The organism is Actinomyces oris, assembly GCF_001929375.1.
In the GTDB taxonomy this organism is placed as follows: domain Bacteria; phylum Actinomycetota; class Actinomycetes; order Actinomycetales; family Actinomycetaceae; genus Actinomyces; species Actinomyces oris_B.
In genome coordinates this window covers 1-16128 of record NZ_MSGO01000006.1, presented here as the reverse complement: position 1 = coordinate 16128, position 16128 = coordinate 1, and the positions used below count along the sequence as shown (strand labels likewise).

Sequence of the window (16128 nt, the reverse complement as noted above, 5' to 3'; positions counted from 1 at the left end):
CTGGCTGGTCATGTGGTTCGTGCGGCGTCGGGGTGGCCGGCCGGGCGGCCTCAGGCGGCGATCTTGTCGATGGCGGCGTTGATCTTCTCGCGCATCTGGCGGGTGATGGGGGCGCAGCCGGTGGCCTTGGTGGAGGCGTCCTGCCCCCTGGTGGAGGCGGCGAAGCGCAGGTAGGCTTTGACGACGGCGGCGATCTGGGCGTCGTCGTAGCGCAGGCGGGCGGCGAGGTAGGAGACCAGGACGATGGGGTAGGCGCCCTCGGCGTCGTGGCTGGGCTGGTAGAGCAGGCGGGTCTCGTCGGCCTCGGCGCCCAGGGTGGCGGCGTCGAGGGCGGCGGCCGCGGCCTTGGCGGAGACGGGCACGTAGGCCCCGTTGCTGCCGACGGCGACGGTGCCCAGGGTGGCGGGGACCTTGGAGGCGTCGGCGTAGCCGATGGTGCCGGTGGCCGCGGAGACGGTCTGGATCATGCCGGCGGTGCCGTCGCCGGACTGGCCGCCTCGCAGCGGCCAGGTCTCCTCGGGCTCGTGGGGCCAGGCCTTGGGGGCGACGGTGGCCAGGTAGGTGGTCAGGGCCTTGGTGGTGCCGGAGTCGTCGGAGCGGCCCACGACGATGATCCGCTGGTCGGGCAGGGCGGCTCCGGGGTTGAGGGTGGCCAGGGCGGGGTCGTTCCAGCGGGTGATGGCCCCGGAGAGGACCTTGGCGAGGACCTCGCCGGTCATGTTGACGTGGGACTCGCCGGTGAAGCCGGGCAGGTTGTAGGCCACGGCGATCGGGGAGATGTAGAGGGGCAGCTCGACGGCGCCGCCGATCCTGCTGATCTCGTCGACGGTCATGGGGGTGTCGGTGCCGGCGAAGTCGATGGCGCCCTCGACGAGCTTGGTGCGCCCGGCCCCGGAGCCGCCGCCGGCGTAGTCGACGGTGGCGCGCAGGTTGGCGCCCATGAAGGTGTTCATCCAGGCGTCCTGCGCGTCGGACTGGGAGGTGGCGCCCGCGCCGCGGATCTCCCCCACCAGGTCGCTGGAGGCGTCGGGGTCGGGGGCGCCGGCATCGCGCCCGCAGGCGGTCAGCGCGGTCAGGGTGGCCACGCTCAGGGCGCCCAGGGCGCCGCGACGGGTCAGGAGCACGGGCTCTCCTCGCTCAGTCAGAGGGGGTCGGGGGTCCAGTCGAATACCGGGTGATGGTCAGGCAGCGGTCACGATAGGCGCCCCGGATGAAGGTTCCGGGTGACCGGGGTAAACGGTTGGTAAACACCTCCCGTGAGGACGGTCATACTTCGATACGGTGGTGGGGAGACGACCGCTTCAGAAGTAAGGACATCGACATGACGCATGACAGCAACCTCACGATCTCCTCACGCCCCGCGTTCCTCTCCGTGCTGGCGGCGCTCAACGCCTCGGTCATCAGCTTCTTCGTGCTGTGGAGCAATGCCGACACCGCGGCGGTCAACCGTGCCGAGGAGCACGGTTTCGACCCCAGCCAGCTGCTGCCCCACGCCATACCGTTCTGGTTCGCCGCGCACGCCTCACTGCTCAGCCTCCTGGCCCTTGACGTCCTCGCCTTCCTGGCATGGCGCAGGTCCCGCCGCCACGTGCCCCAGCAGCCGGATGTGATCAACGGGGCGTTACCGCACGACCACGTCACCCACCAGTAGCATTCCGTCATCTCAAGAGGGGAATCAGCTCGCGGGTTACCGGAGAATCCTGGTAACCCGCGAGCCCATAGTTCTCCCAGCAGAGATCGGTCTGGTCAGCGCCCCTCGGACAGGACCGGGCGCTGCTTCTCGATGGCGACGGCGCGGATCTTGCCGCGGGGGCGGCGGGCCATGTGGACCACGAGGATCTCACCAGTCTTGAGCCAGGGGTCCCGGTCGGGCACGGAGCGCAGGAGCCTGCCGGGGGCGTACTGGGAGACGACCTCCATGATGGTGGGCAGGACCGGGCGGTGGGTGCACAGCGCCGTCGGCTCCTCGCGCACGCGCAGGACCTTCTTGACCACGGAGCGAACCCCCTTGGGGCTCTGGGCGTGGGCCATCTCGGTCAGCGCCCCGGCCGTCTCCAGGTCCAGGCCCGCGGCCGCGGCGTAGGGGGCGACCGTGTCCACGCAGCGCTTCCAGGGGCTGGTGAGGACGCGCCCGACCCCGTAGGCGGCCAGGATCGGGACGAGGGCGCGGGCCCGGGTCTCGCCCTGGTCGTGGGTCAGGGGGCGGGTGGCCTCGTCGGTCTCCTTGTCCCGCTCCTTGGGGCGGTTCCACACGGAGCGCTTGACGGCGCGGCCGTGGCGCACGAGGACCAGGGTCCAGGTGTCGAGCTTGCCGTCCTCCCACAGGTCGACGAGCTCGCCGAGCAGGTCGCGGTCGTAGGAGTAGGTCAGGCGCTTGCGGGCCTGCCCCACGCGCAGCCACTCGGCGTCGTCGATCTCCTTGGTCGAGGCGGGCTTGACGGCGCAGCGGGCGGCGACGGCGGCCGAGGAGTCGGGGGCGACGCGGGCGGCCCAGTAGTGGACCTCCTTGCGGGAGCCGTCGGCGAGCTTGTAGCGCACGCGGCTGAGGGGCTGGCCCAGGATCACCTGGACGCCGGTCTCCTCGGCGACCTCACGAACGGCGCAGGTGCGCACCGACTCGCAGGGCTCGACCTTGCCCTTGGGGATGGACCAGTCATCGTAGCGGGGACGGTGGACCAGGAGCACCTCGAGGTGCTTGCCGTTCTCACGCCACACGAGGGCGCCGGCGGCCTTCACGGTCTCGCGCGAGCCGTTCTTCCTGCTGGAGGAGCTCATAGCACGGCCGTCTCAGTGCCGGCCCTTGACGCGCGAGCGCGCCCGGGCCATGAGGCTGTCCTGGATGTCCTCGAGGCGGTTGCCCTCGGCGTCGAGGAGGCGACGCTCCCAGGATCCGTCGGGCTGGAGGTGCCAGGAGGCGACGTCGTCGGAGGCGCAGTGGGTGACCAGCCACTCGAGGTCCTCGACCATGGCGGGGTCGGTGATGCGCACCAGGGCCTCGACGCGGCGGTCGAGGTTGCGGTGCATGAGGTCGGCCGAGCCGATGAACAGCTCGGTCTGACCACCGCCGGCGAAGGCGTAGATGCGCGAGTGCTCCAGGAAGCGCCCCAGGATCGAGCGCACGCGGATGTTCTCGCTGAGGCCCTCGACACCGGCGCGCAGGCCGCAGATGCCGCGCACCACGATGTCGACCGGTACCCCGGCGCGCGAGGCGCGGTAGAGGGCGTCGATGACGGTCTCGTCGACGATGGAGTTGACCTTGATGCGGATCCAGGCGGGCAGGCCGGCCTTCCGGTTGGCGATCTCCTGCTCAATGCGCTCCACGAGCCCGTCGCGCAGGCCACGGGGGGCCACGAGCAGGCGGCGGAAGCGGGCGCGCGGGGCGTAGCCGGAGAGCTGGTTGAACAGGGTGGTCAGGTCCTGGGCGACGTCGCGGTCGCAGGTCAGCAGTCCCAGGTCCTCGTAGCCGCGGGCAGTCTTGGGGTGGTAGTTGCCGGTGCCGACGTGGCAGTAGCGGCGCAGACCGTCGGACTCCTGGCGCACGACGAGCAGCAGCTTGCAGTGCGTCTTGAGGCCGACCATGCCGTAGACGACGTGGACGCCGGCGCGCTCGAGCTTGCGGGCCCAGGAGATGTTGGCCTCCTCGTCGAAGCGGGCCTTGATCTCCACGATGGCCACCACCTGCTTGCCGGCCTCGGCGGCCTCGATGAGGGCATCCACGATCGGGGAGTCGCCGGAGGTGCGGTAGAGGGTCTGCTTGATGGCCAGGACCTTGGGGTCAGCGGCGGCCTGGGCCACGAACTCCTGGACGGAGGTGGAGAAGGAGTCGTAGGGGTGGTGCAGGAGGACGTCGTGCTCGCGCATGGCGGCGAAGACGTCCGGCGCGGAGGAGGACTCGTAGGCGGCCAGGCCCGCGGCCGTCACCGGCACGAAGCGCGGGTACTTCAGGTCGGGGATGTCCAGGTCGTGGAGCTGGTTGAGGCAGGTCAGGTCCAGAGGCGCGGGGAGCTCGAAGACGTCGTCGGCCTTGAGGCCCAGGGCCCGCACCAGGTAGCGGCGGGTGAAGGAGGAGATGGTGTCCTCCACCTCCAGGCGCACGCAGTCGCCGAAGCGGCGCCGCTCGAGCTCCTTCTCCATGGCCTTGAGGAGATTCTCGGCGTCGTCCTCCTCGACCTCGAGGTCCTCGTTGCGGGTGACCCGGAAGAGGTGGTGCTCCAGGATGTCCATGCCCGGGAAGAGGTGGTCGAGGTGCTGGCCGATGACGATCTCGATGGGGATGACGGCGCAGCCGGCGGCCTTGTCCGCGGCGTCGAGCTCGCGGCCGGGGACCTGGATGAGGCGCGGCAGGGAGTCGGGCACCTTGATGCGGGCGAAGTGCTCCTTGCCGCTGCGCGGGTTGCGCAGGATGACGGCGAGGTTGAGGGACAGGCCCGAGATGTAGGGGAAGGGGTGGGAGGGGTCGACCGCCAGCGGGGTGAGGACCGGGTAGATCTGGTGGCGGAAGTAGCGAGTCAGGCGCTCCTGCTGGTCGGAGTTGAGCTCGTCCCAGCCCAGAATCCTCACGTTGTGCTCGGCCAGGGCCGGGCGGATGTCCTCCTGGAAGAGGGCGGCCTGGCGCGCGGTGAGCTCCTTGGTGCGGCTGGTGACCTGGGCCAGGACCTGGTGGGCGTCCAGGCCGGAGGCGCGCACCGGGGTGATGCCTGCCTTGATGCGGCGCATGAGTCCGGCGACACGCACCATGTAGAACTCGTCCAGGTTGGAGGAGAAGATCGACAGGAACCAGGCGCGCTCCAGCAGGGGCAGGGTGTGGTCCTCGGCCTGCTCCAGGACGCGCTCGTTGAAGTCCAGCCAGGTCAGCTCCCGGTCGATGAAGCGGTTCTTGAAGGACTTCAGGGGCGGCAGGAGGTCCTCGGGGTCCACCTGGGCGGTGTCAGCGGAGGCTGCCGAGGCCGCTGCATCGGCGGCGCCGACACCGGCCGCGCCGGCTGCGCTCAGTGAGGAGGCCGCAGAGGAGGCTGCGGAGGGGGCGCTGGCGGAGCTGACGGCGGGGCCCGAGCTGGGGGCGCTGCCGGGAGCGGACAGGCCCCGGTCCCCCGGCGCCGTGGTCGACGGGGTCGCCAGGGCCTCGGCGGCTGACGGGGCCGAGTGCGAGCTGGCGGAGGTGATGAAGGAGGGGGCGATGGCGGGGGTCGCGGTGCCGATGGGGCCGGGGGCGGGGGCGCCCTCGCCGTCGACGATGTCGTCGAAGTCCTCGTCCTCGTACTGGGGGCCGGAGTCATCGGCGAAGTCGCGCGGGTCGGCGACCTCGATAATGTGCTCCTCCTCGACCGTCTCCTCGGCGCCCTCGGGGTCGGCTGGGTCTGCCAGATCGGGGGATTCTCCCGAGGCATCGGCGCGCTCGGGGACCTCCTGCCCCACAGGGGTCTCGTCACCGGCGGACGAGTCACCGGGAGCGGTCGGGGCGGCGCCGGGCCCGCCCCGGGTGTCGGGACCGGCGACCTCGGCGGAGACGGCCGGCCCGTCGGTGCTCGCGGCCTCGGGCGAGACCACCGACTCGGCGGACTTAGTGGCCTCAGCGGCTTCAGCGGCTTCAACAACCTCGGTCGCCTCGGCGTCGTCGGCCACCTGCTCGGGTCCCTGAGGGCCGGGGTGACGCATCCACCCGCCCAGGAAGCGGGAGAGCGGCGTGGGGGCGGAGTGGGGCGCGTCGTTGGTCATGGCCACATGGTCCCACGTCCGGGCAGCCTTGTGGGGCGGAGGTCCGGTCCGGTTCGGCGAATATGCGAGGCTCCGCCGCTCCCGCCCGCTCTTCGGGACTCACGGCCGATAGTCGACCCCGCTTCGCGCTCCCCCACCTCGCGTGCGGTGCACTTCCCTATTCCTCACGGTGATCGAGTCCTCGCACAGCGGCTGTGCGGCAACCGCATCCGAGCGCCAGCTTTCCTGCACGCAGCGGGAGCGATACACGTGGGTACTGCGCCGACGCAGCGTTCATGATCTCGCCGATGGTGCCGATCGTGTCCAAATCTGCAGCAAAGGAGCCTGAGGCCCGGTCAGGACGCTGACAGAACCGCGGAATCATGCGGTTCTGCCTCGCACGTTCCAGTCTGACTGATGCCTTTGCTGCAGATTTGGACATCCCGCGCCCGGATAGCCCCTACGCAAGGCCCTCTCAGTCGAGGAGTCCGGCGGCGGCGCGGCGGGCGGCGTCGGTGAGCTCCTCGGCGGTGGCCAGGAGGGCGGAGTCGCGGCGGGTGACGCGGTCGGCGAGCTCATCGGTGTCGTCCTCGATCCACACGGGGTTGGAGCCGGCCGCCAGGGCGCGTAGGAATCCGGCGGTGGCGCTCAGCAGTGGGGCGATCTCGGTGACGGAGCCCTCGACGCTGCCTGCCAGGACGGCGTCGAGGCGCTCGCGCAGGTCGGTCGGGGAGGGTGCGGGGCGCGCCTCGCTGAGGGCGGACTCGAGGCGGGCGTTCGTGGTGTCGTCGGCCTCGGTGAGGTCGATGACGGTGGCGTAGCGGCGGGCGACGAGCTCGGGGTCACGGCGGATCCACTCGCGCACGAGGAACAGGCGCCACAGGGTGCCGGGCAGGGTGGTGGCCGGGGAGTCGGCCCACAGCTCGGCGATGTCGTCGATGCCGTTGGAGGCGACCGCGGCGACGATGCCGGAGCGGGTGATGGGGTCGTCCTCGATCTCGCTGCTGGGGAAGCCGCCGATGAGGGCCTGGGCGGCGCGGTGGGCGAGCTCGGAGGCGACGGCGGTGTCGGTGCTGCCCTCGATCTGTTCGGCGGCCTCGGGGTCGAGCCGGGCGGGGCGGTGGAACTGGCGGGCCATGGGGACTCCTCACGCGGTGCGGGCGCGCCGGCGACGACGCGCAGACCCATTGTCTCGCGGGAGCATGGGCGCTCCCCCACGGGTTCACTTCCGGCCGACGGTGAGGCCGGTTCGACACGGTGGTCGGTTGTCCGGCTATGCTGGCCCCTGCCGATGGCGTCTGGACTCTGCTTCCGGCCGTCGGCACGCCCCCTTAGCTCAGTTGGTTAGAGCTGCGGACTTTTAATCCGAAGGTCGTGGGTTCGAGCCCCACAGGGGGTACCCCGCCGGCCTCGGCCCCACCAGGGACCGGGGCCTTACTCGTGCCCGAGACGTAAGGTGCCGGAACCCTCACGTAGCCCTGCAGGCACGTGCTTTCGGGCTGCGTGATGGTTGCTGGAATCCGGTGAGCTCAGGTGGCACCGATCCACCTGGGGTGGATGCCCCGGCCAGCAGGGACAAGAGAGGACACCCATGTTGGGCCAGGCTCAATCGGCGCCAGCCCAGGTGGCCGGATGTGAGCACAGGTCACGCAGCCACAGGTCGTTCAGCCACAGGACATAACCCGGGTCTGAGGACCGCACCTTGTGGATCGCAGCCTGCTTCGGAGACTCAGCATCCAACCTCCGAGGCAGCGAGGCTTATTCGCAGCATCCGTTGAAGGTGCTGTGACCTGCGCAGATGCTGGCGTCGGCTAGTCCTGTGAATACGGCTCAGCTTCTCTATTGTGCGGCGTCAAGCACGCGACCGACATAGCGGCCGAACTTCTCGGTGATGCTGCCGTGGTCGTCGTCGGGCCATTCGCTCCAGGTGTGACCGAAGCCCGCCGATCGGTAGTAGGCCAGGCTGTTGCGGGCGTGCCCGATGCCATCGAATCCTTCGAGGCTGTTGCTGGGCACGTCGCGGGTTCCCGTCACCCAGCTCAGCGAGAGCCGCTCCTTGGCCCCTGAGGAGAAGGCCGCCTTCTCCTCGGGCGCGTCGCCGCCCCCGAAGAGCAAGAAGCCCCCACCCGCCATGCGCTCGGCGTAGGCCGGGAAGAACCACTGGCTGATGAACTCCGATCCTCCGGAGTAGCCCACGAGCCAGACCCGGTCCGTGGTGGCGCCGCACTCGGCGACCACGTAGTCGAGCGTCTGCTCCAGGTAGTGGACCTTGCCGTCCTGATCCTCCAGCCACCAGGCCCCGTCGTCTCCGGGAGCACGCACCGAGACCACGTCGTACCCGCGAGCGCCCGCCGCCTCGACGACTCCCCCGGCGCCGGCCAGGCCACCACGGGACCTCTCGTCCCAGTGCTGGTTCCCCTGACTGTGGAAGGACTGCCCGTCGCCGTCGATGTAGACAACCAGTCCGACTGGTACGTCCGTGGCCGCGTAGAAGATGCAGTCGGAGGTCTCGTCCTCGTCGTCGGTGTAGGGGAACGCGGCAGGAACCGACAGGTCTCCCGACGTCGGCCGCCGGCTCGGCGCGACGCCGGCCCCTCGCAAGCGCAGGTACGACGGCGGAGTCGAGTGCGCTACCGCCCGCTGCACCCCCCGAGAAGCGCAGCCGGCCAGGATGAGGCCCGTCATCACGCCGGTCAGGGCTCGCCGCGAAAGGTGCGCCGCCACACTCTCCACCCACCTTCCTGATCGCCGTCAGCCACTCGACGGTAGCACCGGCATCCCGGTTCTGCTCGGCCGGGGCGAGGAGAGGCTCAGCAAGAGCGTGACGCCTTCAACACCCAAGAGCTCGCAGCGGATGCCGCCCCACGCGACGCCTCAGGCGGGACTGCCCTGACCACCCTTGGCTCCGCGACCGCGGGAGCCGCGACGCTTCGCACTGCGCCCGCCGTTCCCAGTGTTCCCGCCGCGTCCACCGTGGGCTCCCCCGCTGCGACCTCCGCGACCGGCGCGACCGGACCGACCGCGCCCCGACTCACCGTGGCCGCGCCCCGGTCGTCCGGTGGAGGCCCGCCCGCTGGGGCTGCCGCCCTTGATGGCCACACCCTCGGGCATGTCCTCCAGCGCGACGGCCTCGGCGACCTGCCCCACGAGGGCGGCCACGGTGTCGTCGTCGGGACGGATACGCTCGATGTCCGCGCGGATCCGCGCCTTCTTGAGCAGGACCTGCACATCGTGCTTCTGCTCGGGCAGGACCAGGGTGATGACGCTCCCGGCGGCCCCGGCGCGGGCGGTGCGGCCCGAACGGTGCAGGTAGGCCTTGTGCTCGGCGGGCGGGTCGACGTGGACGACGAGCTCGATACCGGAGACGTCGATGCCCCGGGCGGCGATGTCGGTGGCGACCATGACGTGCACCTGCCCGGTGGAGAAGGCCCGCATGGCGCGCTCGCGCGCGTTCTGGCTCATGTTGCCCTGCAGCTCGACGGCGGGGATTCCGGCCTGGACGAGCTTGCGGGCCAGGCGCCGGGCGAGGTGCTTGGTGCGGGTGAACAGGATGCGCTGCCCCTCCCCGGAGGCCAGGCGCCGCACGATGCCGTCCTTGGCGGTCTTGTCCGCGACCATCCACACGCGGTGGGTCATGGCGTCCACGGGCGAGGTCGAGGGGTCCACGGAGTGCTGCAGCGGGTCGTGGAGGAACTCCTTGACCAGGGTGTCCACGCCGTTGTCCAGGGTGGCGGAGAACAGGAGGCGCTGGCCGCGCTGCGGGGTGGCGCGCAGGATGCGGCGGACGCCCGGCAGGAAGCCGAGGTCGGCCATGTGGTCGGCCTCGTCCAGGACGGTGATCTCGACCTCGTCGAGGCTGACGAGTCCCTGCCCCATGAGGTCCAGGAGCCGGCCGGGGCAGGCGACGACGACGTCGACCCCCGCCTTGAGGGCCTTCTCCTGGGGCTTGGCGGAGACCCCGCCGAAGATGGTGGTCACGTCCATGTCGACCACGCGGGCCAGGGGCTCGATGACCTCGGCGATCTGGAGGGCGAGCTCGCGGGTGGGGGCCAGGACCAGGCCGATGGGGTGGCCGGGGCGGGCCTTGTCCTGCTGGGCCAGGCGCTGGACCAGCGGCAGGCTGAAGGCCAGGGTCTTGCCCGAGCCGGTGCGGCCGCGGCCGAGCACGTCGCGCCCGGCGAGGGTGTCGGGCAGGGTGGCGGCCTGGATGGGGAAGGGCGCGGTGAAGCCGCGGGCGTCGAGGTCGGCGGCGAGGTCTGAGTCCACGCCGAGGTCGGCGAAGGTGGCCTCACCCGCGGCCGGGGTCTTCCCGGAGGCGAAGCGGTGCGAGGCGGAGGTGCGGTGTGCGGCCACGAGGTTCCTGTCGTTTGGGACCGCGAGCACGCCGGCGCGTGTCGCTGGCAGCGTGCGCGTCGGTGCGTGAGGTGCCGGCGTACGCGGTTCGACGGCGCGGGACGTCAGGTGAGTCGACGCGCGCCGGGACCGGGGCACCAGCCAGGCCGGGCGACGCCCGGACCAGGGAGTCATCCTGCCCGAGATCCCGCAATGTGTCACTACGGGCGACTATTCACTGTGCAAGCATTCGATGCGGCGGCCCGCGAAACGCTATGACCAGCGGTTTTACGGCACGCCCGAGAAACAGCGGCCGCAGAACCAGCGGAAAAGTCGCCATTCGTGACACCTGAGGGCCCCTCAGAAGACTCCCAGGGCGAGCGCGAGGAGGCTGATCGTGGCCATCGCGACGACAGACAGGATCGTCTCCATCAGCGACCAGGTCTTGAAGGTCTGCCCCACGGTCATCCCGAAGTACTCCTTGACCAGCCAGAAGCCGGCGTCGTTGACGTGAGAGAGGAAGACGGAGCCGGCGCCGATCGCAAGGACGAGGAGAGCGACCTCGGTCTGCGGCATGTGACTGGCCAGCGGCGCCATGATCCCGGCCGCGGTGATGGTGGCCACCGTCGCCGATCCGGTGGCCAGACGCACGGCGACGGCGACGAGCCACCCGGCCAGGAGCGCGGGAACGGCCGCCTGCTGGATCCATGCGGCGATGATGTCGGCGATCCCTGAGTCGACGAGGGTCTGCTTGAACCCCCCTCCTGCCCCGACGATGAGCAGGATCCCGGCGATGGGCCCGAGCGAGGCCCCGACCCGCCCGCTGACGTCGTCGGCGCCCAGCCCCAGGCGGACCCCGAAGAGGTACATGGCCGCCAGAACCGTGATCAGCAGGGCGACGATCGGCTTGCCCACGAACAGGGCCGCGTGGACTGCCGGGTTGCCGCCGGTCTTGGGGACGAGGGTCTCGACGACGGTGCGCAGAAGCATGAGTCCCACGGGCAGCAGGACCACCGTGATCGAGGTCGCGAAGGCGGGACGTGGCCCCTCGTGCTCCTCGTCCGAGGCCCCCAGAGGCTCAGGCGCCTCAATCGGCACCCATCTGGCCATGAAGCGGGCCGCGACGGGCCCGGAGATGATGACCGTGGGCACGGCGACCAGCAGCCCCAGTCCGAGGGTGAGCCCCAGGTCGGCCTTGACGGCGTTGATGGCAATGAGCGGTCCGGGGTGCGGTGGCACGAGGCCGTGGAGCGCGGACAGGCCGGCCAGGGCGGGCACGCCCAGCAGGATGAGGGACTGGTGGGCCCGCCGGGCGACGATCATGACCACGGGGATGAGCAGAACGATGCCGACCTCGAAGAACAGCGGGATGCCGACGACGAAGGCGATGAGCGCCATCGCCCAGGGAAGGCGGGGGCCGGGAGTGCGGGCCAGGACGGTGTCGACGATCTGGTCGGCGCCGCCGGAGTCGATGAGGAGACGGCCGATGATCGCCCCGAAGGCGATGAGGGTGCCCACGTCGCCGATCGTGGAACCCATTCCCTTGGTGAAGGCGGTGAAGGTGTCGGCCAGCGGGATGCCTGCGACGACGGCCAGGACCGCCGAGCCCAGCGTCAGCGCGAGGAAGGGGTGCATCCTGCGCCAGACGATGAGCACGATGATCGAGGTGATGCCAAGCAGGGCGGCCGCGATGAGCTGCACGTGATTGTCCGTGTGGCTCACGGTGTCTGCGGCCGGCAGCGCAACCGGTTGAGCGGGAAGAGTGAACGTCATTGTCGTCTCCGTTGTCATTGGGAGGTGGGGGTGAGAACGGGGTGTACGTGTGTCGGGTTCAGTGGGCGGGGGTGGCTGTGCGCCGTGCACCTCGGCCAGCTGGTGTGGAGGCGGGCGATCGTCAGTGAGGAACGATGCTCACACGGCGTCGGACGAGGCCTGCTCGAGTGCGGTGAGGATCGCCTCGAAGGTCTCCTCCGGTGTCGCCCGCGAGACCACGGTGACCCCGTCCTCGTCGTCGGACAGGGGCTCGAGGGCGGCGAACTGGGAGGGCAGCAGGCTCAGGGGCATGAAGTGCCCCTCACGATGAGCCATACGCTCCTGGAGCTCATCCGCCTGGGCGAGCAGATGGATGAAGAAGACCCGCCCCTGCGCGCTGGAGAGCAGGTCGCGATAGGAGCGCTTGAGCGCGGAACAGGTGACGATCGTCTTGACGCCGTCAGCGGCGCGCTCGCTCATCCAGTCGCGCATGGACTCCAGCCAGGGCCAGCGGTCCTCGTCGGTCAGGGCGATGCCACGGCTCATCTTGTCAATGTTGGCCTTGGGGTGGAAGTCGTCGGCCTCGGCGACGGGCCAGCCCAGTGCGTTGTGAAGGTTGAGCGCGGCCGTGGTCTTGCCGCAGCCGGAGACTCCCATGAGGACAAGGTGCTCAACGGATCGGCTCATGTCTGCTCCTTGATGACGCCGTTGTCGTGAACTGATATGACGAATTTACCTCAAACGTAGTACTTTTAAAAGGGTCGGATAGCATCTCCCACAGACATCTCGCACCACTCCTCCGGAAGCACATCCATGTCCTCCACCGACCGACGTCGCGACGTTCTCGACTCCCTCGGGCGCGCCATCGTGACCGGGGAGATGACGCCGGGCCAGAGCCTGACGCTGGAGGCGATCCAGTCCCGTTACGGCGTCTCCCGAACACTGGCGCGCGACTGTGTCCACGCCCTGGAGTCCGTCGGCATCGTCGCCTCCCGACGTCGGGTGGGCATTACGGTTCAACCACGCGAGCACTGGTCAGCCCTGGCGCCTCAGCTCGTACGCTGGCAGCTCGAGGCCGATCCGCACGGCCCCAAGCTCGGCGCCCTGACCGAGCTGCGCGCCGCCATCGAGCCTGTCGCTGCCGCGGCAGCCGCCCGCCGAGCCACCGAGGAGCAGCGCTCCGGTCTGTTGGCGCTGGCCGCCACGATCCGAGCCAAGGGAACCACCGGCAACGTCGCCTCCTATCTCGACGACGACATCGCCTTCCACCGGCTCATCCTGGAAGCCAGCCACAACGACACCTTCAAGGCGCTGACCGACGTCATCGCGGAGGTGCTCTCCGGGCGGGCCAGACTCACCGGCCAGGTACAAGTGCCTCAGCCTGAGGCGCTCAGGCTCCACGAACGAGTCGCCGCCGCGATCGCGACCGGGGACGCCACAGCGGCGGAGTCCTCCATGCGAGACCTCGTTGCCGAGGTGCGCAGCGCCCTGCTCGAACGCGGCCTGCGCGGCTTCCTCGAGACCTGACCCCCACCAGCGGACGCCCGCATCGGCCCATGTGTCACTCCGGGCGACTATTCACTGCGCAGGCACTCGCCGTGGCGACCATCGAAACGCCGTGACCTGCGACTTCGCGGCACAGCCCAGGAACAACGGCCGCAGAATCGACGGAAAAGTCGCCATTCGTGACACCTGAGGCCCCAGACCCGCCCCCAACGGTCAAAAGATGACGCGGGCTACCTGCCCAGGCGGCGCTCCCGGCTGGCGAAGTCGCGCAGCGCCCGCAGGAAGTCCACGCGCCGGAAAGCCGGCCAGTTGACCTCGCAGAAGTAGTACTCGGAGTGCACCGACTGCCACAGCAGGAACCCGGAGAGGCGCTGCTCACCCGAGGTGCGGATGACCAGGTCGGGGTCGGGCTGGCCCTTGGTGTAGAGGTGCTCGGTGATGTCCTCCTCGCTGAGCGAGGCGGCCACCTCCTCCAGGCTCGCCCCGGCGGCGGCCCGCTCACGCAACAGCTCGCGCACGGCGTCGGCGATCTCCTGCCGGCCCCCGTAGCCGACGGCGATGTTGACCTGCATGCGCCGGTCCTCGTCCGCAGCCTTGGCGGCCTCACCCGCCGACCCGCCCGACTCAGAGGCCTCCGCGCCCATTGGCCGGGAGCGGACGACGGCGGCGCGCAGGCGCTCGGCCAGCGGCTCGGGCAGGAGGTCGACGGCGCCCACGAGGCGCAGGCTCCAGCGGCCGGTCTCGGCGAGCTCGTCGACGGCGTGGGCGATGATGTCCAGCAGGGGCGAGAGCTCGGCCGGGTCGCGGGAGAGGTTGTCGGTGCTCAGCAGCCACAGGGTGACGACCTGGACCCCCATCTGCTCGGCCCACCCGAGGAACTCCTCGATCTTGTCCGCGCCGCGCTTGTGTCCCTGCGCGGCCCCGAAGCCCATGGACTTGGCCCAGCGGCGGTTGCCATCGAGGATGACACCCACGTGGTGGGGCACCGTGGCCGGGTCGATGCGCGCAGCCAGCCGGCGCTCGTAGATGTCGTAGAGGAGGTTGTCGCCTGCCATGCCGTGTTCCTCGGGGCTCCTCGGTCGAGTTGATGGGGGGAGTGATAGGGGCGGGGCCCGACGGCTCGGGGCCACCTCCAACGCTATCGCGCGACACCCCTCCTGCGCTGGACAAGTCGGCTAACAGCCGGGTCAAATCCGCCCATCAGGTTCGCCCGGAGCTGCCGGGGCACAGCAGAGGCACGTCAGGACGCGCGATCACACCGGGTCCCACGACGACGGCGGCGGCCGTGGAACCTCCCGACGCGCGCGAACGTGCCTGCCGCGTCACATCGCCGTCCGGACCGCTACCACCACAACCTACGCTCACGTAACCTACGGAGTCGTAAGGTTCAGCATCGACCGGGCCCCGGCCCACACCACCCAGAAGGACGCTCACGCCCATGTCACCGACATCGCCTTCGACGCCGCCGGCCTCGCGCCGCTCCGCGTCCACGAGCGCCAAGGGCGTCATCGCCGCCGTCAAGCCGAGGCTGCGCGGGTGGATCCACGCCGGTACCGCGCCGCTGGCCCTGGCGGCCTGCATCGTGCTGACGGTGCTGGCGCCGGGAGCGGGCCTGAAGTGGGCCTGCGCCGTCTACCTGACGTGCTCGCTGCTGCTGTTCGCCAACTCCGGCGTCTACCACATCGGCACCGGGCACTGGCCGGCGACGGTCGCGGCCACGCTGCGGCGGATCGACCACGCGAACATCTACCTGCTCATCGCCGGCACCTACACGCCCCTGTCGGCGGCGCTGCTGCCGACGCGCACGGCCACCCTGGTCCTGGGGATCGTGTGGGCGGGGGCCGCGATCGGCACGGCCACGAACCTGCTGTGGATGCACGCCCCGCGCTGGTTCACCACCGCCCTCTACGTCATCCTGGGCTGGGTGGCGGTCTGGTTCCTGCCGCAGTTCTGGCGGGCGGGCGGCCCCGCGATCGTGTGGCTGCTGGTGGCCGGCGGCGTGACCTACACGCTGGGCGCCGTCGTCTACGCCCGCAAGACGCCCGACCCCTCGCCGCGCTGGTTCGGCTTCCACGAGATCTTCCACGTGTGCACCGTGGCCGCATGGGCCTGCCAGTGCGTGGCCTGCTTCCTGGCGGTTCTGCGCTAGACGGGACAGGCCCGCCGGGAGGCGGCCGCTGAGGCAACCAGCCCAGCACACGGCCCGCCACGCCGTCGAGCCACCCACTTTTCCCGCTGAGTCCCCTGAACCCCACAACGACGTCGATCAGGTGGGCCGGCACGGAATCGCCCGCCTCGCCGCCCGACCGCAGCCCCGGAATACTCCAGCACCTTTCTCCAATCACACAGCATTCCCTCAGGCTGCGGCGTAGACTCGCGCTTCAAACCCGGTCGGCCCTGAGAGGAGCCGCCGGGTGTCGTCGTCGCAAGGTGACCCGACCGGCTGCCGAGCGACCATCACCAGTCATCCAAGGAGGACCCATGTCCGAGCAGTCACAGGGCACTTGGCTCACCCAGGAGGCCTACGACCGGCTGGCCGCCGAGCTCGAGCACCGCAAGACGACCGAGCGCAAGGAGATCGCCCAGCGCGTGGAGGCGGCCCGCCAGGAGGGTGACCTGCGGGAGAACGCCGGCTACCACGCCGCCCGCGAGGAGGCGGGGCTCAACGAGGCGCGCATCATCCAGCTCGAGGAGACCCTGGAGAACGCCCAGATCGGCGAGGCGGCCGACGACGGCTCGGTCTCGGCCGGCACCATCGTCACCGCGAAGGTGGCCGGTAAGGAGCAGGTCTTCGCCCTGGGCGGCCAGGAGATCACCGCGGACGTGCCCGACGGCGTCAAGGTC

General features: G+C 70.4%; 13 protein-coding genes and 1 tRNA gene. 5 read left to right on the top strand and 9 right to left on the bottom strand.

The window, feature by feature from the left end; all coding sequences use genetic code 11:
• Positions 1-50: 50 nt before the first annotated feature.
• Positions 51-1124: a phosphate ABC transporter substrate-binding protein PstS gene (gene pstS, locus BKH32_RS01515; RefSeq protein WP_075248308.1), complete on the bottom strand. Its 1074-nt coding sequence runs from the start codon at positions 1122-1124 to the stop codon at positions 51-53.
• Between the two features lie 197 nt (positions 1125-1321).
• On the opposite strand from pstS, the gene BKH32_RS01510 reads away from it, so the two are divergent.
• Positions 1322-1651: a cell surface protein gene (locus tag BKH32_RS01510; RefSeq protein WP_256690353.1), complete on the top strand. Its 330-nt coding sequence runs from the start codon at positions 1322-1324 to the stop codon at positions 1649-1651.
• A gap of 95 nt (positions 1652-1746) precedes the next feature.
• Here BKH32_RS01510 and BKH32_RS01505 read toward each other — a convergent pair whose 3' ends face one another.
• From BKH32_RS01505 to BKH32_RS01495, 3 genes are all read right to left on the bottom strand, one after another.
• Complete coding sequence (locus BKH32_RS01505) at positions 1747-2775, bottom strand: NUDIX hydrolase (protein WP_075248307.1); 1029 nt, start codon at positions 2773-2775, stop codon at positions 1747-1749.
• Between the two features lie 12 nt (positions 2776-2787).
• Positions 2788-5715, bottom strand: coding sequence for an RNA degradosome polyphosphate kinase (locus tag BKH32_RS01500; RefSeq protein ID WP_075248306.1), 2928 nt, complete (start codon positions 5713-5715; stop codon positions 2788-2790).
• Positions 5716-6169: 454 nt separating this feature from the next.
• Positions 6170-6832: a hypothetical protein gene (locus tag BKH32_RS01495; RefSeq protein ID WP_075248305.1), complete on the bottom strand. Its 663-nt coding sequence runs from the start codon at positions 6830-6832 to the stop codon at positions 6170-6172.
• A gap of 187 nt (positions 6833-7019) precedes the next feature.
• On the opposite strand from BKH32_RS01495, the gene BKH32_RS01490 reads away from it, so the two are divergent.
• Positions 7020-7093: transfer RNA gene (locus tag BKH32_RS01490), tRNA-Lys, on the top strand.
• Between the two features lie 440 nt (positions 7094-7533).
• On the opposite strand, the gene BKH32_RS01485 is transcribed toward BKH32_RS01490, so the two are convergent.
• The 4 genes from BKH32_RS01485 to BKH32_RS01470 all read right to left on the bottom strand — a co-directional run bounded on the left by BKH32_RS01485 (position 7534) and on the right by BKH32_RS01470 (position 12465).
• Positions 7534-8379, bottom strand: coding sequence for a hypothetical protein (locus tag BKH32_RS01485; protein ID WP_075248365.1), 846 nt, complete (start codon positions 8377-8379; stop codon positions 7534-7536).
• 189 nt (positions 8380-8568) lie between these two features.
• Positions 8569-10047 (bottom strand): DEAD/DEAH box helicase, encoded by a 1479-nt coding sequence (locus BKH32_RS01480; protein ID WP_075248304.1) that lies wholly within the window; start codon positions 10045-10047, stop codon positions 8569-8571.
• Between the two features lie 339 nt (positions 10048-10386).
• On the bottom strand, positions 10387-11799 hold the full coding sequence (locus tag BKH32_RS01475; protein WP_075248303.1) for a GntP family permease: 1413 nt from the start codon (positions 11797-11799) through the stop codon (positions 10387-10389).
• 138 nt (positions 11800-11937) lie between these two features.
• Positions 11938-12465: a gluconokinase gene (locus BKH32_RS01470; protein ID WP_075248302.1), complete on the bottom strand. Its 528-nt coding sequence runs from the start codon at positions 12463-12465 to the stop codon at positions 11938-11940.
• A gap of 126 nt (positions 12466-12591) precedes the next feature.
• Between BKH32_RS01470 and BKH32_RS01465 the strand changes: the two genes are divergently transcribed.
• On the top strand, positions 12592-13305 hold the full coding sequence (locus BKH32_RS01465) for a FadR/GntR family transcriptional regulator (protein ID WP_075248301.1): 714 nt from the start codon (positions 12592-12594) through the stop codon (positions 13303-13305).
• A 209-nt stretch (positions 13306-13514) separates the two neighbouring features.
• Here BKH32_RS01465 and uppS read toward each other — a convergent pair whose 3' ends face one another.
• Positions 13515-14339, bottom strand: a complete 825-nt coding sequence (gene uppS / locus BKH32_RS01460; RefSeq protein ID WP_075248300.1) for a polyprenyl diphosphate synthase — start codon at positions 14337-14339, stop codon at positions 13515-13517.
• 383 nt (positions 14340-14722) lie between these two features.
• Between uppS and trhA the strand changes: the two genes are divergently transcribed.
• Both trhA and BKH32_RS01450 read left to right on the top strand, forming a co-directional pair.
• On the top strand, positions 14723-15433 hold the full coding sequence (trhA, locus tag BKH32_RS01455) for a PAQR family membrane homeostasis protein TrhA (RefSeq protein ID WP_075248299.1): 711 nt from the start codon (positions 14723-14725) through the stop codon (positions 15431-15433).
• A gap of 332 nt (positions 15434-15765) precedes the next feature.
• The coding region (locus tag BKH32_RS01450) for a GreA/GreB family elongation factor (RefSeq protein ID WP_075248298.1) at positions 15766-16128 on the top strand (363 nt) is incomplete at its 3' end.